Here is a 17900-nt window from a genome sequence, read left to right as displayed (position 1 = left end):
TCACCGTCACCTACACTTTCAAAAATTTGCGCACAGACAATGTGCTGCCCCATATGCCGATCAATGTACCCAAGCCAAGAATGAGCAAGGAAACGTAGAAGCCAGCTTCCTTCAGCGTCACGAGCTTGATCATCATAAGGCCAAGCTCAAACTGGGACACTTCCACGAGGCGGGAATAGCCAAATAATAGAAACGCAATGGTTACCAAGGAACCCATTAATCCAATCAGCGCACCTTCGATAAAGAACGGCCAGCGAATGAAATTGTTCGTCGCGCCTACAAGCTTCATCACGCCGATCTCACGGCGTCTTGCGAGGATCGTCATCTTAATCGTATTGGAAATCAGGAACATTGCAGTGAGTCCAAGTCCCGCTACGATGACAAGACCGATATTCCGGACGGCATTCGTAATCTTAAACAGCGTTTCGACGGTGCCTTTGCCGTACTTGACGCTCGTTATCGGCTTGGTTTCGTCCGCTTTGCTGATCGCATCGATCTGCTTTGCCGCGAAAGCAATCTTCTGCGGCTCGAACACTTCAACCGTGAACGAGTCCGGCAGCGGGTTGTTTGTCGCATCATAGCCTTCCAGCAGCTCGGCGCCGTCAGCACCGATGCTCTTCCGAAGCAGTTCAAGTCCTTGATCCTTCGAGACGAACTCGACGCTCTTCACTTCCGGAATGTTACCGATTGCATTCTTAAGCTCGCTAATCTTCGCTTGATCGGTGTTCAGCTGCAGGTATACGCGAATTTCAACCTGGCTCTCAATTTGGTTCGCCAAGTTATTGACGTTCATAGCAAGCAGTAGAAATACCCCTAAAATAAAGAGGGAAATGACGATTGAACTGACAGAAGCGAACGTCATCCATCCGTTACGCACCACATTCTTGAGCCCTTCCCGCAAGTGGCGGATCACGGTACTAGCTTTCATACCCGTACTCTCCTCTCAGTTCATCGCGCACAATCATTCCGTTCTCAATGGCGATGACACGTTTGCGGAGCGTATTGACGATCTCTTTGTTATGCGTGGCCATGATGATGGTGGTGCCGCGGAAATTAATTTCTTCGAGCAAATTCATAATGCCCCATGAGGTCTCAGGGTCGAGGTTGCCCGTAGGCTCGTCCGCTACAATGACAGCCGGGTTGTTCACAATTGCCCGTGCAATCGCGACCCGCTGCTGCTCCCCGCCGGACAGCTGCTGAGGTAGGCTGGCATGCTTGCCGCGCAAGCCGACAAGCTCAAGCACCTCCATCGTCCGCTTCTTAATGATGCGGCGCGGTGCTTCGATAACTTCCATTGCGAAGGCAATATTCTCGTACACAGTCATCTTCGGAAGAAGTCTATAATCTTGGAAAATAACACCGATGTTGCGGCGTACATATGGGATCTTACGTGGCTTCAGCTTACCGATATTAAAACCGTTAACGGAAATTTGACCTTTAGTCGGAATTTCTTCACGGTAGATGAGTTTCATGAATGTCGATTTCCCGGCCCCGGAAGGCCCGACCAAATATACAAATTCGTTGCGGTCTATACGGACGGAAACACCGCGAAGCGCGTGAGTGCCATCAACGTACGTCTTCCAAATGTCTTGCAGTTCAATCACAATATCACATCCTGTAGGTAGTCAGCTTATTACTATTCGACATGTTTTCGGTAAATCCTCTACCAAAGTACCGTTTTCTGCATTTTTCATATTTCTCATGGTGCAAATTTACGACGGAACATACGAAAAGACGGAATATTTTTCGACAACCGTTCGGAAGTGGACAATTCATAGGCAAAAATTCATTCTCGGCGCATATACATGTACGAATCCTTGTCCGAGGTGATTAGCGTTATGAAATTAACACGGCTGCATTTGATCTGGACCGCTATTGCGGTGTGCCTGCTTCTTCTATCTGTCGGCACAGGGTTTGTATGGACGTATACGGCGCAGAAGTCGGTTCCGAAGCAGGTGAGCATTGTGCTTGCGAAGGACGGCACAGGACTTTCGAAGCAACAGACGCTGCTGAAAAGCGACGCCGCTCTCGTCGTTGGAGGAATGAAGGAAACTGAAGCTCTGCAGCTGCTTGCCTCCCGGAAGCAAGCGCTGGAACAGCTTGCGGTGACGATTGACGGCGGCAGTGCAATGAAGATTGGCAGTAGCACGACGAAGGATGGTAAGAAGCGGACTTGGACGTTAGCCGAACTGGGGATTTCGGTGAGTATAGCGGATGCTCAGAGTGCCATTGAGAAGCTGAAGCAAGGCAGCATGTGGGACCGCGCACGCTACCGGTGGAATTTTCCGAGGGAGCTCGCAATTAGAGTGGCTTTCGATCGGAATAAGTTTGTGCAGCGGGTACAGAGCCAGTGGGGATATCTCAATACGGGTGAGCCGGTCAATGCGAAGCGGACGATTACGACTCAGGATGAGGTCGTCTATTGGCCACATAAAGATGCGTACAGACTGGATACGGAAAAAATGTTTGCTCACGCAGTGACGGCGGTCGAGGCTGCTCTGCGCGACAATTGGAAGGTTAGTGACGGGACAACTCCAATGAAGCCAATGACTTGGCCGCTCGCGCTAAAGGCGGTGCATCCCAATGTGACGCTTGATCGGCTGAAAGGCGAGGGTATCGACCGCTTGCTTGTCGCCTTCACGACGGAGTTTGCGACCAGCGGCGCGGGACGTGCTTATAATGTGACGATGACAGCACGCACGCTAAACGACTGGGATCTGGCGCCTGGTGAGGTCTTCGATTACAGTACCGTCATTAAGCAGACGAACAAGCAGTATAGATACCGCCAGGCGCCGGTCATTCTGAACGGCGCATTCGTGCCCGGCATTGGCGGCGGCATTTGCCAGGTGTCGAGCACACTCTATAATGCGGTGCTGCTGGCGGGACTCGATATGGTTGAGCGCCGCAACCATTCGCTGCCGGTCGCCTACCTGCCCTTGGGGCGTGATGCGACTTACGCAGATGATGCGATTAACTTTCGCTTCGAGAACACAACTGGCAAGCATCTGCTCATCCGCACCGTCGTGGAAGGGCGCAAGCTGACGGTGAAGCTGTTCGGCACGATGCCGCAGGGCGTGTCCTACTCGCTGGAGTCAGCGACGATCGGCACCGTTGTGCCGCCGGTGAAGGAAATGGCAAAGGTCGGCCTTGTGCGCGGTGAGCGTCAGCTCGTGACCGAAGGCAAGCCAGGCTATGTCGTCGAGACGTACCGCATCAAGAAGGTCGGCGGCAAGCAAGTGTCCCGCACGCGAATCTCGCGGGATGTGTACAAAGCGCAGCCGGTCGTCTACGCGGTATCGCCAGAGCAGGCGAAGCTGCATGGCGGCGGAGCTGCCAAAGAGAAGCCGCTGCTGGAGGATGGGGTTGGGCAGTAGGCAACCAAAAAAAGCCCGTTCGAGCCCCACTGCTGATTATCGATCAGCGGTGAGGACTCGAACGGGCTTTCACTTATTAGCGACTGCGCTCCACGTATTCCGTGACCCATGCTGCTGTCGCAGCAAGCTCCACTTCAGCGCGAGCAATTGCTTCCGTCACTTGCGGCTTCGCAGTGCCGCCGTAGACGTTACGGGCGTTAACGACCTGTTCCGGCTGCAGAACGGCATAGATGCGATCGTCAAACAGCGTAGAGAATTGTTTGAACTCGTCCAGCGTCAGATCGAGCAAGTATTTGCCCTGCTGGATGCAGTACAATACGGTCTTGCCAATGACTTCATGCGCTTGGCGGAAAGGCAAGCCCTTGTTCACGAGGAAGTCGGCAATGTCTGTCGCATTCGAGAAATCCTGGTTGACCGCTTGGCGCATCCGCTCCTTGTTCACCTTCATTGTCGCTACCATCGGCGCGAACAATTGAAGCGCGCCTTGCAGCGTCTTCACGGTATCGAACATGCCTTCTTTGTCTTCTTGCATGTCCTTGTTGTACGCAAGCGGCAGCGACTTCAGCACCGTCAAGAGGCCAACAAGATTGCCGTAGACACGGCCTGTCTTACCGCGAACAAGCTCCGGCACGTCCGGATTCTTCTTCTGCGGCATAATGCTGCTGCCTGTACAGAACGCATCATCGAGCTCAACGAAGTGGAACTCTGTGCTCGACCACAGGATGAACTCTTCGCTGAGGCGTGAGAGATGCATCATGATGATCGACGCTTGCGACAAGAATTCCAAGATGAAATCGCGGTCGCTGACAGCATCAAGGCTGTTCTCGTACACGCGGTCAAACTTCAGCTGACTCGCTACAAAATGGCGGTCAATCGGGAACGTCGTTCCCGCAAGCGCTCCTGCGCCAAGCGGCAATGTGTTCACACGCTTATAGCTATCTTGCAGACGCTCGATATCGCGGCCGAACATGGACACGTACGCCATCATATGGTGCGCGAACAGAATCGGCTGCGCACGCTGCAGATGCGTATAGCCCGGCAGGATCGTGTCGACATTGGCTTTCGCCTGCTCCACGAGCGCCGCCTGCAGCTTCTGCAGCAAGTCGACGAATTCGACGACACGTTTGCGCAAGTACAGGTGCATATCGGTCGCAACCTGATCGTTCCGGCTGCGGCCGGTATGCAGCTTGCCGCCGACCGGACCGATATCGTCGATCAGCGTCTTCTCGATGTTCATATGAATATCTTCATCGGAGATGGAGAATTCAATATCGTCGCGCTTGATGCGCTGTAGGACGCGGTGCAAGCCATCCTTGATCTTCTCCACATCATCAAGCGGCAGAATCCCCTGCTTGCCGAGCATCGTGACATGCGCCAAACTGCCTTGAATATCTTCTTCAGCAAGCTGTTTATCAAACATAATCGATGCCGTATATTCTTCTACCAGTTGGTCGGTTTTCTTCGTAAACCGGCCGCCCCACAATTTACTCACAGTAGGTGCACTCCTTTATTTTTCGCAAGAGGTCGCTCTGTAGTCGCTCTCTTATTGCTTCTTGCTTTGCTCCACACCGGAGGATACCTTCAGACGCAATGCGTTAAGGCGGATAAAGCCGGTTGCATCACCTTGATCGTACGCTTTGGACGGATCAGCCTCCATCGTCGCGATATCCGGGTTGTACAGGCTGACTGGGCTCTTCACGCCAGCGCCGATGACATTACCTTTGTACAGCTTCAGACGAACGACGCCTGTAACGTTCTTCTGGCTTTCCAGCACCAATGCTTGCAGCGCAAGACGCTCAGGCGCGAACCAGAAGCCATTGTATACGAGCGATGCGTATTTGGAAATCAGCGAATCACGCAGGTGCATAACGTCGCGATCCATCGTGAGCGACTCCATTTTGCGGTGCGCGGTGAACAGAATTGTACCTCCTGGCGTCTCGTATACGCCACGGCTCTTCATGCCTACGAAACGGTTCTCGACCATATCGACGCGACCGATACCGTGCTTGCCGCCAAGCTCGTTCAGCTTCTCCATCACTTCGAGCGGGCTAAGCGCCTTGCCGTTAACCGCCGTACAGTTGCCGCCCTCGAACGTCAGCTCTACATATTCGGATTGATCCGGCGCATCCTCAGGGGATACGGACAGGACGAACATACCTTTGTTCTCATCGCTGCTCGGATCGAACCACGGATCTTCCAGCATGCCGCTCTCAAAGCTGATATGCAGCAGGTTGCGGTCCATCGAGTACGGCTTCGCAGCCGATGCTTGCACTGGAATGCCGTGCTTCTCCGCATATGCGATCATTTCTGCGCGGCCCGGGAATTGCTCGCGGAATTCTTCAAGTCGCCATGGCGCGATAACCGAGATGTCCGGTGCAAGTGCTGCAGCCGTTAGCTCGAAGCGCACTTGGTCGTTGCCTTTGCCAGTTGCGCCATGCGCAATTGCAGTAGCGCCTTCCGCACGAGCGATGTCAACCATACGCTTCGCAATCAGAGGACGCGCAATCGACGTGCCGAGCAGGTACTGCCCTTCATACAGCGCGCCGGATTGGAACATCGGATAAATAAAGTCCTGTGCAAACTCATCGCGCAGGTCATCGATATATACTTTGGAAGCGCCTGTCGCCAGTGCTTTCTCTTCCAGGCCGTCGAGCTCATCCTTCTGTCCGATATCTGCCGTGAATGCGATGATCTCCGCATCATACGTTTCTTTCAGCCATTTCAAAATAACGGACGTGTCCAGACCGCCCGAGTATGCAAGTACGATTTTTTCCTTCGCCATGAGTTCGTTAACGCTCCTTATTTATAATTTCAGTTATTTAACGCCATTACATGATGGCGGCCATAATCGCTTTCTGTGCGTGCAGACGGTTCTCTGCCTGATCAAATACTATCGAATGCTTGCCGTCGATAACACCTTCGCTCACTTCTTCACCGCGATGCGCAGGCAGACAATGCATGAACAAGTAGTCGCTCTTCGCATAACGCGCAAGCTCTTCATTCACCTGGAAGTTTGCAAAAGCAAGCTCACGCTCTTTTTGCTCCGCTTCAAAGCCCATGCTCGCCCATACGTCCGTGTAAACAACATCCGCATCAGCAATTGCTTCCTTCGGATCGCGGCAAACAACAATGCGCGATCCCGTCTCCGCTGCATTTTCCTTCGACAAACGAATGATCTCATCATCCGGCTCGTAGCCTTCCGGAGTTGCCACCGAGATGTGCATGCCAAGCTTAGCAGCGCCCATCATTAAGGAATGGACCATGTTGTTGCCGTCGCCGATGTACGCAACCTTCAACCCTTCAAGGCGGCCCTTATGCTCAAGCACCGTTTGGTAGTCGCACAGCGCCTGACACGGGTGAGACAGATCTGTAAGTCCGTTAATGACCGGAATCGTTGCAGCGCGCGCAAGTTCAATGACTGTGCGGTGTGCAAACGTACGGATCATAATACCGTCTACATAGCGCGACATGACCTGCGCCGTGTCGGAGATCGGCTCGCCGCGGCCGATTTGCAGATCGTTGCGACTCAGGAATAGCGCATGTCCGCCGAGCTGGTACATACCGACCTCGAACGAAACACGAGTACGCGTCGATGATTTCTCGAAAATCATACCGAGCGTCTTGCCCTTCAGCGGGTGATACACTTCACCGGCTTTCTGCTTACGCTTCAGATCAATCGCCAGATCGATCAGGTAGCGTACCTCAGCAGGCGAATAGTCCGCGAGCCCAATAAAGTCGCGGCCTTTTAGGCTAACCGCCATTTCTTCCGTTAACAGATTCGTCATAAGTTTGTTCTCCCTTTCTTCTACAGCTATCTAAACCGGAGCCGTTTGATCCGCAAAAATCGAAGCCAGAATGCTCACCGCAAGGTCCACTTCATCACGCGACACGAGCAAGCTAGGCAGCAGTCGCACCACATTCGGGCCAGCCGTTACAACGAGCAAGCCGCGCTTCTGGCCTTCCGCAATAATGTTCGCAACCGGGCCGCTGCATACGATACCGATCATAAGTCCTTTGCCGCGAATCTCTTGCACGAATGGGTTGCCGGCAAGCTTCTCACGCAGCTGGCTCATGAGATATTCGCCCGTCTCAGCAGCGCGTTCTACTGCTTTCTCTTTGAGCAGCGTTTCAATCGTCGCTTTCACGACAGCTGTAGCAATTGGGGTTCCGCCAAACGTCGAGCCATGGCTGCCTGCATTGAACGCTTCGGCCAGCTCGCCTTTCGCAAGCATTGCGCCAACCGGGAAGCCGCTTCCGAGTCCTTTTGCCAGCGTAAAGATATCCGGCTCAATGCCGTAGTGTTCAAAACCAAACAGTTTGCCCGTACGGCCCATCCCTGTTTGAATTTCATCAACAATGAGAAGCACGCCGCGCTCCTTGCACACCTTCGCCAAATGCTGCACGAATGCAGGCTCTACTGGGATAACACCGCCTTCGGCTTGAATCATCTCGATCATGATCGCCGCCGTCTTGTCAGTAATCGCCGCTTCGAGTGCCTCGTAGTCATGCAGAGGAATGTAGCGGAAGCCTTCCGGCAGTGGGCCGAAGCCTTCTTTTACCTTCTCTTGGCCTGTTGCAGTCAGCGTTGCGAGCGTGCGTCCATGGAACGATTGGGCGAACGTAATGATCTCGTTGCGACCGTTCCCCTTCACTTTCTGATGGTAACGGCGGGCCAGCTTAATTGCCGCTTCATTCGCCTCCGCGCCAGTGCTGCAGAAGAACACCGCGTCTGCATGGCTGTTATTGGTCAGCAGCTTCGCCGCCGCCTCCTGATTCGGAATGTGGAACAGATTGGATACATGCCACAGCTCATCAAGCTGCTTCACGAGCGCTTCCTTCACTTGCTTCGGCGCGTGGCCAAGGTTCGTGACGGCAAGGCCGCACATAAAGTCCAAATATTTATTTCCTTGGTCATCCCACAACCAACTGCCTTCGCCCTTCACGAGCGCAATCGGGTATCTTGCATACGTTGGAAAAAGAGAGCTGCTTGCTGTTTCTGCCACTTTGTTCATATCGCTCATCATTCGTTCACCCCGCTAAATAGTAATGGTATTAAGCTTGCACAATACGTGTGCCGATGCCGCCTTCGAGAACCGCTTTGCTCAGTACGCCAGGCACATCGCCATTCACGATAACAACTTCCTTCACCTGGCCGTGGATGCAGGCAATCGCTGCGCGCACCTTCGGAATCATGCCGCCGTAGATTTCACCGCTAGCAATCATTGCTTCGATCTCTTCTACAGTGACCGTCGGCAGCACCTGCTTCTGGCCGTTCATAATGCCCGGCACGTCGGTGACGACAATCATCCGCTCCACACCAAGGTGAGATGCGACAGCGCCTGCTGCCGTATCCGCGTTAATGTTGTACCGCTGGCCCGCCGCGTCAATACCGATCGGTGCGATGACCGGGATGTAGCCCATACCCATGACACCCTCGATGATCTCAGCGTTCACATCGGTTACATCACCGACGAAGCCGATCTCATCTGCGTTCGCCACAGGTTGTGCCTTAATGAGCTCACCGTCCACACCGGACAATCCAAGCGACTTCGCGCCGCTTTGCTGGATGCGTCTAACGATCTCCTTATTGATTCGCCCTGCGAGCACCATCTCGACTACATCAAGCACTTCCTCGCTCGTCTTACGCAGTCCATTCACGAACTCGCTGGCAATACCGAGCTTGCCGAGTGTCTCGGAGATAGCCGGACCGCCGCCATGGACGATAACCGCCTTCACGCCGCGCTCCTGCAGATGACGCAAATCCTCGAAGAAAGAAGCCGGCAGCGCCGCTAAGGTGCTGCCTCCGCATTTCATTACAAACCGCTGTTCCATCGTTCGCCCGTTCTCCTTCTATCCGAAAGCGGCGTTAGTCTGCCGCTGTCTCTTAAGCTTAAGTGCGGTATGCCGCGTTGATGCGGACATAGTCATACGTCAGGTCGCAGCCCCACGCCGTAGCGGAGCCATCGGCCATATGCAAATCCACATAAATGACGACCGTGTCGCCTTTCAAATACGCCAGTGCAGCCTCTTCGTCAAAAGCAACCGGACGCGACTGTGTCAGCGTCACGATGTCGCCGAGAGCGATGTCGACCGTTTTCGGGTTGACGGCCACGCCTGCGCGTCCGACCGCCGCAATGATACGGCCCCAGTTCGCGTCTGCGCCGAATACGGCGGACTTCACGAGCGAAGAGCCGATAACCGTCTTCGCAATCGCTTGCGCGGATGCGTCAGACTCTGCTCCTCGCACTTGTACTTCCACAAGCTTCGTCGCGCCTTCGCCGTCACGTGCAATGGCTTTCGCCAACACTTCGCATACGTAACGAAGGCCCTCAGTGAATGCCGCGTAATCCGGATGAGCTGCATGCAATTCCTCATTACCTGCGTAACCGCTCGCCATCGCAACGAGCATGTCGTTCGTGCTTGTATCGCCGTCAACGGTAATCATGTTGAACGTGAGGTCCGTCACTTGACGGAGAAGCGTGTGCAGCGCTTCGCTGCCGATCGCCGCATCTGTCGTTACGAAGCCGAGCATCGTCGCCATATTCGGATGAATCATGCCGCTTCCTTTGGAAGCGCCGGCGATATGTACCGTCTTGCCGTCGATTACCACGGAGACGCATACTTCTTTCTTCACGAGGTCCGTCGTCAGAATCGATTGGCAGAAGTCATCCGCCGCCTCATACGAGGAACCGAGCCGCGCCGGCAATTCTGCAATGCCGCCGCGCACGCGGTCCATCTTCAGCAGCTCGCCGATTACGCCTGTCGACGCGACTGCAACCTGCTCCGCCGGCACACCGATCGCTTCCGCGAACGCGCTGCGCATTTCATACGCGTCGGCTTCGCCCTGCTTGCCCGTGCAAGCATTCGCGTTGCCGCTGTTCACGATCACTGCGCGCAGCTTGCCGCTCGCGCTGATGCTCTCTCGCGTCACATGGATCGGCGCCGCTTGGAATACATTCGTCGTGTATACGCCTGCTGCTGCTGCGGGCACTTCACACACGATAGCGCCAAGATCATGGCGCGTCGTCTTCTTCAAGCCGCAGTGCAAGCCCGCTGCTTTAAAGCCTTGTGGTGTCGTGACGGAGCCATCCGGTACGACTGTATAAGTTGCTGCAATGTTCCCCTGTCCCATCGTTCAATCGCGTCTCCTTTTTTCTTTTATGGATATACCGGCACGAACTTCAAGCCTTCCGTCTCGTCCCAGCCCATCATTAGATTCAAGTTCTGGATTGCTTGCCCAGCAGCGCCCTTCACGAGGTTATCAATAACCGAGATAATCGTGATCCGGCCTGTGCGCTCATCGACAGCAAAGCCGATATCGCAGTAGTTAGAGCCGTAAACTTCCTTCGTCGCCGGCCATTTGCCATTGCTACGAATACGGACGAACGGACGACCCTCATAATAATTGCGGTATAGCGAAATGAAATCTTCGAGCTTATGATCGCCCGTAACGGTTGCATACATCGTGCTCATAATGCCGCGGGTCATCGGTACGAGATGTGTCGTGAACGTCGTGACAACCTTCTTGCCGGCCACGTCCGTCAGCACCTGCTCGATTTCTGGAATATGCTGATGCTTATTGATTTTGTAAGCTTTTAAGTTTTCATTCAGCTCGGAGTAATGCGTGCCAAGACTCGCGCCGCGGCCTGCGCCAGATACGCCGGATTTCGAATCGATAATAATCGTCGCCGGATCAATGTATCCTTCCTTCACCGCCGGGATCAGACCAAGCAGCGTCGCTGTCGGGAAACAGCCAGGATTGGATATCAAGTCCACGCCGCGCACGGCATCGCCGTACACTTCCGCAAGGCCATACACCGCTTGATCCAAGTATTGCTGCTCCGCAGCCTCTTTCTTGTACCAAGTCTCGTACTCCTCACGAGATTTCAGCCGGTGATCACCGGAAATATCAATAACCTTCAGGCCTGCTGCAAGCAGGGAAGGCGTTAGCTTTGTTGCAATGCCTGCTGGTGTAGCTATAAATACGACATCCGCTTTGCTCTTGATCAAAGCCGGGTCGACATCATCAAGTAGATCTGTGCGAATTTCTGTTAGATGCGGAAACCCTTCCGCGATCGGCGCTCCCGCGCTAGAAGATGAAATAACCGAGGTCACTTCCACCTTCGGATGGCTGGCTAGTAGCCTTATGAGCTCAACGCCGCCGTATCCGGTTGACCCGATAATTGCTGCCTTTACTGCTGTACTCATACCTGTTCTCTCCCATCCTTTATTTCCTAACTATCCATTTTACACGAACAGGAGGATAGAGGAAATAGATAACACTTTGTATTATTATACATACGTATTCATATAAATACAACGCAAAATTTGTGGATATTTCGAACGTTTTTAAGGCAATTTGAACCCTTCACCCAGCACCTCTGCCGTCTCGCTAATAATGACAAAAGCATACGGATCCGCCGACCGCACGAGGCTCTTCAGCTTCGATACTTCGTTCTGTCCCACGACTACCATAAGGACGCTCCGCGCTTCTCCGGTATACCCGCCGTGGCCGTCGAGCTTCGTGAGGCCCCGGTCCAGATCATGCAACACGACGTTCGTAATTTCCATAGGCTTGTCCGAAATAATGAACGCCACCCTCGAAGTTGCAAGTCCTGTCTGGACAAAATCAATCGTCTTGCTCGTCACGAACAAGCCGACAAGTGCATACAGAGCATTCTCCGGTGCAATTAGGATACCCGCCGCCGCGATAACTGCCCCGTCGAAGCATGCTACAGCCAAGCCGAGCCGTATGCCCGTGAACCGATGCAGCAGCTGCGCCGCCAGATCAAGGCCACCTGTCGACGCCTTGCCGCGGAATACGAGACCAAGTCCAGCGCCTACGCCGATACCGCCGTAGATGGAAGCGAGCATGGCATTATCGGTTGGCGCATGCCAGTGCGAAGTGAACAGGACAAGCAGCGGCAATAGGAACGAGCCGAGCGCTGTCTTCAGCGCAAACTTCTTCCCGAGGAGCCAGAGGCCCAGCAGGAATAGCGGAATATTCAGCGCCCATTGTGTATATGCCGGTGTGATGTCCCATTCGTGCTGAACGAGAATGGAGATGCCGGATACGCCGCCGGACGCGATGCCAAGCGGTACTAGAAATAAGTTGAAGCTGATCGCAATAAGAAATGAACCGATGAGCAGCAGCGCTACACTAATTACGTTCTCTGCCTTCGCCCCCATCGGCTTTCTCGTGCGGCTATTTTGCTTATGCTTCGCAAATGAATGCTGATCTTGTTGTTTTTTCATTGTGTGCCCCGTCCTCTGTGTATGTATGTCATTTCCTTTATAATGATCGCAAAAAAGAGTTCCAACACATTCAGTGTAGGAACTCTTCCCCTAGGCTATGCAAGCATCCTTAACTTCATTGTTCTTCATGGCGAATTTTACTGCGCAGATAGCCGTCGATAAACATATCAATATCGCCGTCCATTACTGCTCCGACATTGCCTGTTTCCACCGATGTGCGATGGTCCTTGACCATGCTGTACGGATGGAAGACGTAGGAGCGGATCTGGCTGCCCCATGCAATGTCCGATTGTTCGCCGCGGATCTCTGCCAGATGTTTCTGCTGCTCTTCGATCTTGCGCTCGTAGAGCTTGGAACGGAGCATCTGCATCGCGCGCGCGCGGTTCTGAATCTGAGAACGCTGCGTTTGGCACGATACCACGATTCCCGATGGGACATGCGTGATTCGAATCGCTGATTCCGTCTTATTGATATGCTGACCGCCCGCGCCGCTGGCCCGGTACGTGTCCACCTTCAAATCCTCGGAACGAATGTCAATCTCGATGTCGTCGTCGATCTCCGGCATAATGTCGCATGATACGAAGGACGTATGGCGACGGCCAGAAGCGTCGAAGGGCGAGATGCGCACCAAACGGTGCACGCCTTTCTCCGCTTTCAAATAGCCGTATGCATTATGGCCTTTAATCGACAAGGATACGCTCTTAATGCCCGCCTCATCGCCTGCCAAGTAGTCGAGCAGCTCGACCTTGAAGCCGTGCTTCTCTGCCCAGCGGGTGTACATCCGGTACAGCATTTGGCCCCAGTCTTGCGACTCGGTGCCGCCAGCGCCCGGATGAAGCTCCAGAATGGCGTTGAGCTTGTCATATGGCTCGCTCAGCAGCAGCTGCAGCTCGAACTCGCTCACCTTGCCCATAAGCTCGGATACGCTCTTCTTCAGCTCCGCAGCCAGCTCCTCGTCGTCCTCATCTTCCGCCAATTCCAGCATCGTTTGCAAATCCTCTTGCTCGCTTTGCATCCGTGTATACCGATCGACGACGGATTTCACGGCGTTCAGCTCTGCAATGGTGCTTTGCGCCCGCTCGTTGTTATCCCAGAAGTCCGGCGCGCTCATGCGCTCCTCGAAGTTCGCGATCATCTCTTGCTTAATATCTAAGTCAAAGAGACCCCCTGAGTTCTTGGAGACGCTTCGCCAATTCACGCAGGTCTTGTTTGACCTCTATATCTATCATGACTGTCGCCCACCTCAAAATAAGTTCGTTGCCCTACCTTATGCAGATAGCGGTCCTATTGTCCGTGGCACTGCTTATATTTCTTACCGCTGCCGCAAGGGCATGGATCGTTCCGGCGAACGCGCTCTTCTTTAACAATTGGACGCTTCTGTGCCATTTCACTGCTGCCACCGGATTCGGTTTGGCCTTTGGCAACCTCTTGACGCTCCAGATTGTTCTCGACATGCGCCTTCATAATATATTTAGTGATTTCTTCTTGAATATGCTCAATCATTTCCTTGAACATTTCGAAGCCTTCAAATTGATATTCACGAAGCGGATCCGTACCACCGTATGCACGTAGGTGAATACCTTGGCGAAGCTGATCCATCGCATCAATATGATCCATCCACTTGCTATCTACGGCACGCAGCACGACAACCTTCTCGAATTCACGCATCGTCTCTGCACCGATATCTTCTTCACGCTGATCGTACAGAGCGACGACCTTCTCGAACAAGAACTCGATGATCTCGTTTGGCTCCTTGCCCCACAGATCATCCTTCGTGATCATATCTTCATGTATGAAGTTGCCTTCCGCGTAGTCGACGATTTCTTGAAGCTCCCAGTTCTCCGGAACATCATCAGTCGGACAGTGTGCTTCAACGATCTTCGCAATGACCGGCTTAATCATCTCAAGTACGATCTCGCGAATGTTCTCAGAGAACAATACTTCGCGGCGCTGCTTGTAGATAATTTCACGCTGCTGGTTCATAACGTCATCATATTGAAGGACGATCTTCCGCTGGTCGAAGTTGTTGCCCTCAACCCGCTTCTGAGCGGATTCAATGGCACGGGAGATGAGACGGCTCTCAATCGGTTGGTCTTCCTCAAAGCCCAAACGCTCCATCATGCCCATAATGTTCTCAGATCCGAAACGGCGCATCAGTTCGTCTTCAAGAGATAGATAGAACTGCGATGAACCCGGGTCGCCTTGACGTCCCGCACGACCACGCAGCTGGTTATCGATCCGGCGGCTCTCATGACGCTCCGTACCGATAATGTGCAAGCCGCCCAGTCCACTAACCGATTCCCCGAGCAAAATATCGGTACCACGGCCAGCCATGTTCGTCGCAATCGTAACTGCGGTTGATTGACCGGCACGCGAGATGATTTCCGCTTCCTCTGCGTGGTACTTCGCGTTGAGGACCTTGTGCTGGATGCCTTTCTTCTTCAACAGCTCAGAGAGCTTCTCGGAGTTCTCGATGGAAACCGTACCGACAAGCACCGGTTGATTGTTCTTATGGCGCTTGACGATTTCCTCAACAACCGCTTTGAACTTACCGTTCTCCGTTTTATAGACAACATCCGCGATATCATCACGAACGTTCTTCTTGTTCGTCGGCACTGTAATAACTTCCAGACCGTAGATCTTCTTGAACTCTTCTTCCTCTGTCTTCGCTGTACCTGTCATACCAGACAGCTTGCGGTACATCCGGAAGTAGTTCTGGAAGGTGATCGTCGCGAGCGTCATACTCTCGTTTTGCACCTTGATTTGCTCTTTCGCTTCAATCGCTTGGTGAAGTCCATCGCTGTAGCGGCGTCCAGCCATCAGACGGCCTGTGAACTCGTCAACGATAACTACTTCTTCGTCCTGCACAACGTAGTCAACATCGCGCTTCATAATAATATGCGCTTTAAGCGCTTGTTGAATATGGTGGTTGAGCGTTACATTCACGTGATCGAACAAGTTCTCGATGCTGAATGCTTTCTCCACTTTCTCCACGCCAGCTTCTGTCATTGTCACTGTGCGAACTTTAATATCAACGGTGAAATCCTCTTCTTCTTTCATCCGTTGAACGAAACGATCCGCAGCAAAATACAGCTCCGTCGATTTCGCAGCTTGACCGGAAATAATTAGCGGTGTACGCGCCTCATCGACGAGAATGGAGTCAACTTCATCAATAATGGCATAATAAAGCGGACGCTGTACCATCTGTTCCTTATACAGCACCATGTTGTCACGCAGATAATCGAAACCGAACTCATTGTTCGTTCCATAAGTGATATCGCACGCATAAGCCTCTTGCTTCTGTTCATGCGTAAGGCCGTGCAGGTTACAACCTACAGTCAAGCCGAGAAACCTATATAGCTGGCCCATTTGCTCGCTGTCACGAGTCGCCAGATAGTCATTGACAGTAACAACGTGAACGCCTTTACCTTGAAGTGCGTTCAAATAAGTCGCAAGGGTCGCAACTAACGTTTTACCTTCACCCGTTTTCATTTCAGCGATTTGACCTTCATGCAGCACCATACCGCCGACCAGTTGAACGTCATAATGACGCTTGTCCAGTACCCGCTTGGATGCCTCTCTACAAACAGCGAACGCTTCAGGAAGCAGGGAGTCAATATCGTCTCCTTGTTCAAGACGAGCTTTAAATTCAGCTGTCTTATCTCGAAGCCCTTCGTCCGATAGTTGTGAGATTTGCGGCTCCAGCCCATTTATTTCCTCAACAGTTCGCAAAAGACGCTTAATCTCTCGTTCGTTGGCGTCTCCGAATAATTTTTTAACAAGTCCGAGCATGGTCTTCCCCTTTCGTGTGTAACGCCTGTTTGCATAAATTGTATCAGTTTGCGGCAGTTCTCGCAATGTTGGCCCCCTTAGGGATAAGATGGGTTAGTCAAATTTGCCAAATTGCACACGAGCTTGCCGAATATAAAGAAAAGACCCCAGTTACCCAGGGTCTGTGACTTGTCCTAATCCGCTGCAATCAATCCGTATTTGCCGTCACTACGTTTATAGACGACATTCACTTCCTTCGTTTCGGAATTGGCGAACATGAAGAATGAATGGCCGACCATATTCATCTGAAGAATGGCTTCCTCAACATCCATCGGCTTCAATAAGAAGCGCTTCGTCCTGACAAGCTCGTATTCCTCTTCCTCATCAAGTACGCGAACTGCTGCGCCGTCGTCCTTAAACAACGTGCGTATACCGCTTTCCCTACGGAATTTATTGTTTAATTTCGTTTTATGTTTCCGAATTTGCCGCTCGAGTTTGTCCACAACCAAATCAATCGAAGCGTACATATCCTCGCTCTTCTCCTCAGCTCTAAGTATTACGCTCGATAGCGGGATCATCACTTCTATTACATGCTTGCCTTTCGTTACAGACATGGTAACATTTGTTTCGGAGGTAATCGGCTCTTCAAAATACTTTTCCAGACGGTTAAGTTTCTTCTCAACGTAATCGCGCAAGGCGTCAGTCACCAAGATGTGTTGACCTCGAATGTTGTATCTCATGTGGCATTCCTCCTTTTACATGGTCTTATTATAACACTCTATTAACCCAATCTCAAAGATATTTTCAGTTTATTTTGAATATTTAATTATTTTGGTAGAATCGGAGAATGCTAGATAAAATGAGAGTTCCGGTTTGGCTGGAAACAACAAAAAGCCCCGGTTGCCCGGGGCTGTTGCTGTTCACGTTACGTTAAGCGAAAACCAATTATAATGTGGCCGCTTAACAGCGGGATGATTACAGTTTAGTTACGTTTGCTGCTTGAGGACCACGTGCGCCTTCGACGATATCGAACTCAACGGATTGGCCTTCTTCAAGTGTTTTAAAGCCTTCGGATTGGATTGCGGAGAAGTGAACAAATACGTCGCCGCCTTGCTCAGTCTCGATGAAACCATAACCCTTCTCAGCGTTGAACCATTTAACTTTACCTTGCATTCAGAACATTCCCTTCATCTTCAAATAGCTGTAGGATCACTAGACGTGGCCCACAAATCGAATATACCATCGACTTCACAATATTGTCAATACTATTTTGTAAGCGAATACATTTTGCGTAAAAATTGATTATTTAAACCTTCTAAAGAACAAAGCTGAATCTTTTATCTCCTCCATATGTTCTGCAATCTTCTCTTCTGACCATCTTGCAGGCACGCCAACTACGACCGCATATTCAGGAACATCTTTAGTTACGACAGCCCCGCTCCAATAATAGCTCCATTGCCTATTTTTACGGATGGTAGGATGATCGCATTAGCTCCAATC

Annotated in this window: 15 protein-coding genes and 1 pseudogene; 1 reads left to right on the top strand and 15 read right to left on the bottom strand. The window is 52.2% G+C overall.

Annotation, left to right across the window (positions count from 1 at the left end):
- Positions 1-10: 10 nt before the first annotated feature.
- Positions 11-928, bottom strand: a complete 918-nt coding sequence (gene ftsX, locus BMY11_RS11760) for a permease-like cell division protein FtsX (RefSeq protein WP_090575582.1) — start codon at positions 926-928, stop codon at positions 11-13.
- A complete protein-coding gene (gene ftsE, locus BMY11_RS11755) occupies positions 918-1604 on the bottom strand; it encodes a cell division ATP-binding protein FtsE (protein ID WP_177182601.1) in 687 nt (228 codons plus the stop codon). The genes ftsX and ftsE overlap by 11 nt, the downstream gene beginning before the upstream one ends.
- Before the next feature lie 234 nt (positions 1605-1838).
- Here ftsE and BMY11_RS11750 point away from each other — a divergent pair, with 234 nt between their 5' ends.
- Positions 1839-3374, top strand: coding sequence for a VanW family protein (locus BMY11_RS11750; protein ID WP_177182600.1), 1536 nt, complete (start codon positions 1839-1841; stop codon positions 3372-3374).
- 76 nt (positions 3375-3450) lie between these two features.
- Here the strand turns inward: BMY11_RS11750 and argH are convergent, their stop codons facing one another.
- The 13 genes and pseudogenes from argH to BMY11_RS29250 all read right to left on the bottom strand — a co-directional run.
- Positions 3451-4866 carry an argininosuccinate lyase gene (gene argH, locus BMY11_RS11745; RefSeq protein ID WP_090575573.1) on the bottom strand — a complete coding sequence of 472 codons (1416 nt, stop codon included), beginning with the start codon at positions 4864-4866 and terminating at the stop codon, positions 3451-3453.
- Between the two features lie 51 nt (positions 4867-4917).
- Positions 4918-6156 (bottom strand): argininosuccinate synthase, encoded by a 1239-nt coding sequence (locus tag BMY11_RS11740; protein WP_090575571.1) that lies wholly within the window; start codon positions 6154-6156, stop codon positions 4918-4920.
- Between the two features lie 46 nt (positions 6157-6202).
- Positions 6203-7159 (bottom strand): ornithine carbamoyltransferase, encoded by a 957-nt coding sequence (gene argF, locus BMY11_RS11735; protein ID WP_090575569.1) that lies wholly within the window; start codon positions 7157-7159, stop codon positions 6203-6205.
- Positions 7160-7189: 30 nt separating this feature from the next.
- Positions 7190-8398, bottom strand: a complete 1209-nt coding sequence (locus BMY11_RS11730) for an acetylornithine transaminase (RefSeq protein ID WP_256217412.1) — start codon at positions 8396-8398, stop codon at positions 7190-7192.
- 28 nt (positions 8399-8426) lie between these two features.
- Complete coding sequence (gene argB / locus BMY11_RS11725; RefSeq protein WP_090575566.1) at positions 8427-9206, bottom strand: acetylglutamate kinase; 780 nt, start codon at positions 9204-9206, stop codon at positions 8427-8429.
- A 58-nt stretch (positions 9207-9264) separates the two neighbouring features.
- On the bottom strand, positions 9265-10506 hold the full coding sequence (gene argJ / locus BMY11_RS11720; RefSeq protein ID WP_090575563.1) for a bifunctional ornithine acetyltransferase/N-acetylglutamate synthase: 1242 nt from the start codon (positions 10504-10506) through the stop codon (positions 9265-9267).
- Between the two features lie 26 nt (positions 10507-10532).
- Entirely contained in the window at positions 10533-11582 is a 1050-nt protein-coding gene (gene argC, locus BMY11_RS11715; protein ID WP_090575560.1) for an N-acetyl-gamma-glutamyl-phosphate reductase, read from the bottom strand.
- A 141-nt stretch (positions 11583-11723) separates the two neighbouring features.
- Positions 11724-12629 (bottom strand): YitT family protein, encoded by a 906-nt coding sequence (locus tag BMY11_RS11710; RefSeq protein ID WP_090575557.1) that lies wholly within the window; start codon positions 12627-12629, stop codon positions 11724-11726.
- Positions 12630-12744: 115 nt separating this feature from the next.
- A protein-coding gene (gene prfB / locus BMY11_RS11705) for a peptide chain release factor 2 (RefSeq protein WP_143069249.1) occupies positions 12745-13858 on the bottom strand; the annotation gives its coding sequence in 2 pieces (ribosomal slippage) (positions 12745-13785 and positions 13787-13858; 1113 coding nt in all).
- Between the two features lie 55 nt (positions 13859-13913).
- The gene (gene secA, locus BMY11_RS11700; RefSeq protein WP_090575551.1) at positions 13914-16421 is read right to left on the bottom strand and encodes a preprotein translocase subunit SecA; all 2508 of its coding nucleotides are present in this window, start codon (positions 16419-16421) and stop codon (positions 13914-13916) included.
- 173 nt (positions 16422-16594) lie between these two features.
- Complete coding sequence (gene hpf, locus BMY11_RS11695; RefSeq protein WP_090575548.1) at positions 16595-17140, bottom strand: ribosome hibernation-promoting factor, HPF/YfiA family; 546 nt, start codon at positions 17138-17140, stop codon at positions 16595-16597.
- 235 nt (positions 17141-17375) lie between these two features.
- Positions 17376-17573 (bottom strand): cold shock domain-containing protein, encoded by a 198-nt coding sequence (locus BMY11_RS11690; protein WP_090575545.1) that lies wholly within the window; start codon positions 17571-17573, stop codon positions 17376-17378.
- Positions 17574-17702: 129 nt separating this feature from the next.
- Positions 17703-17896: pseudogene (locus BMY11_RS29250) on the bottom strand (antibiotic acetyltransferase); the annotation flags it as partial.
- Positions 17897-17900 lie beyond the last annotated feature (4 nt).

Origin of the sequence: Paenibacillus sp. OV219 (assembly GCF_900110075.1) — a bacterium.
GTDB lineage: Bacteria > Bacillota > Bacilli > Paenibacillales > Paenibacillaceae > Paenibacillus_Z.
The sequence above is the reverse complement of the archived record's forward strand: the minus strand, read 5'-3'. Positions and strand labels throughout refer to the sequence as shown.

Bases quoted from the DNA above. Each gene is read 5' to 3' on its own strand.
- ftsX (WP_090575582.1), bottom strand. From the start codon at position 928: ATGAAAGCTAGTACCGTGATCCGCCACTTGCGGGAAGGGCTCAAGAAT.
- BMY11_RS11750 (WP_177182600.1), top strand. From the start codon at position 1,839: ATGAAATTAACACGGCTGCATTTGATCTGGACCGCTATTGCGGTGTGC.
- BMY11_RS11740 (WP_090575571.1), bottom strand. From the start codon at position 6,156: ATGGCGAAGGAAAAAATCGTACTTGCATACTCGGGCGGTCTGGACACG.
- argF (WP_090575569.1), bottom strand. From the start codon at position 7,159: ATGACGAATCTGTTAACGGAAGAAATGGCGGTTAGCCTAAAAGGCCGC.
- BMY11_RS11730 (WP_256217412.1), bottom strand. From the start codon at position 8,398: ATGATGAGCGATATGAACAAAGTGGCAGAAACAGCAAGCAGCTCTCTT.
- argB (WP_090575566.1), bottom strand. From the start codon at position 9,206: ATGGAACAGCGGTTTGTAATGAAATGCGGAGGCAGCACCTTAGCGGCG.
- argJ (WP_090575563.1), bottom strand. From the start codon at position 10,506: ATGGGACAGGGGAACATTGCAGCAACTTATACAGTCGTACCGGATGGC.
- argC (WP_090575560.1), bottom strand. From the start codon at position 11,582: ATGAGTACAGCAGTAAAGGCAGCAATTATCGGGTCAACCGGATACGGC.
- BMY11_RS11710 (WP_090575557.1), bottom strand. From the start codon at position 12,629: ATGAAAAAACAACAAGATCAGCATTCATTTGCGAAGCATAAGCAAAAT.
- secA (WP_090575551.1), bottom strand. From the start codon at position 16,421: ATGCTCGGACTTGTTAAAAAATTATTCGGAGACGCCAACGAACGAGAG.
- hpf (WP_090575548.1), bottom strand. From the start codon at position 17,140: ATGAGATACAACATTCGAGGTCAACACATCTTGGTGACTGACGCCTTG.
- BMY11_RS11690 (WP_090575545.1), bottom strand. From the start codon at position 17,573: ATGCAAGGTAAAGTTAAATGGTTCAACGCTGAGAAGGGTTATGGTTTC.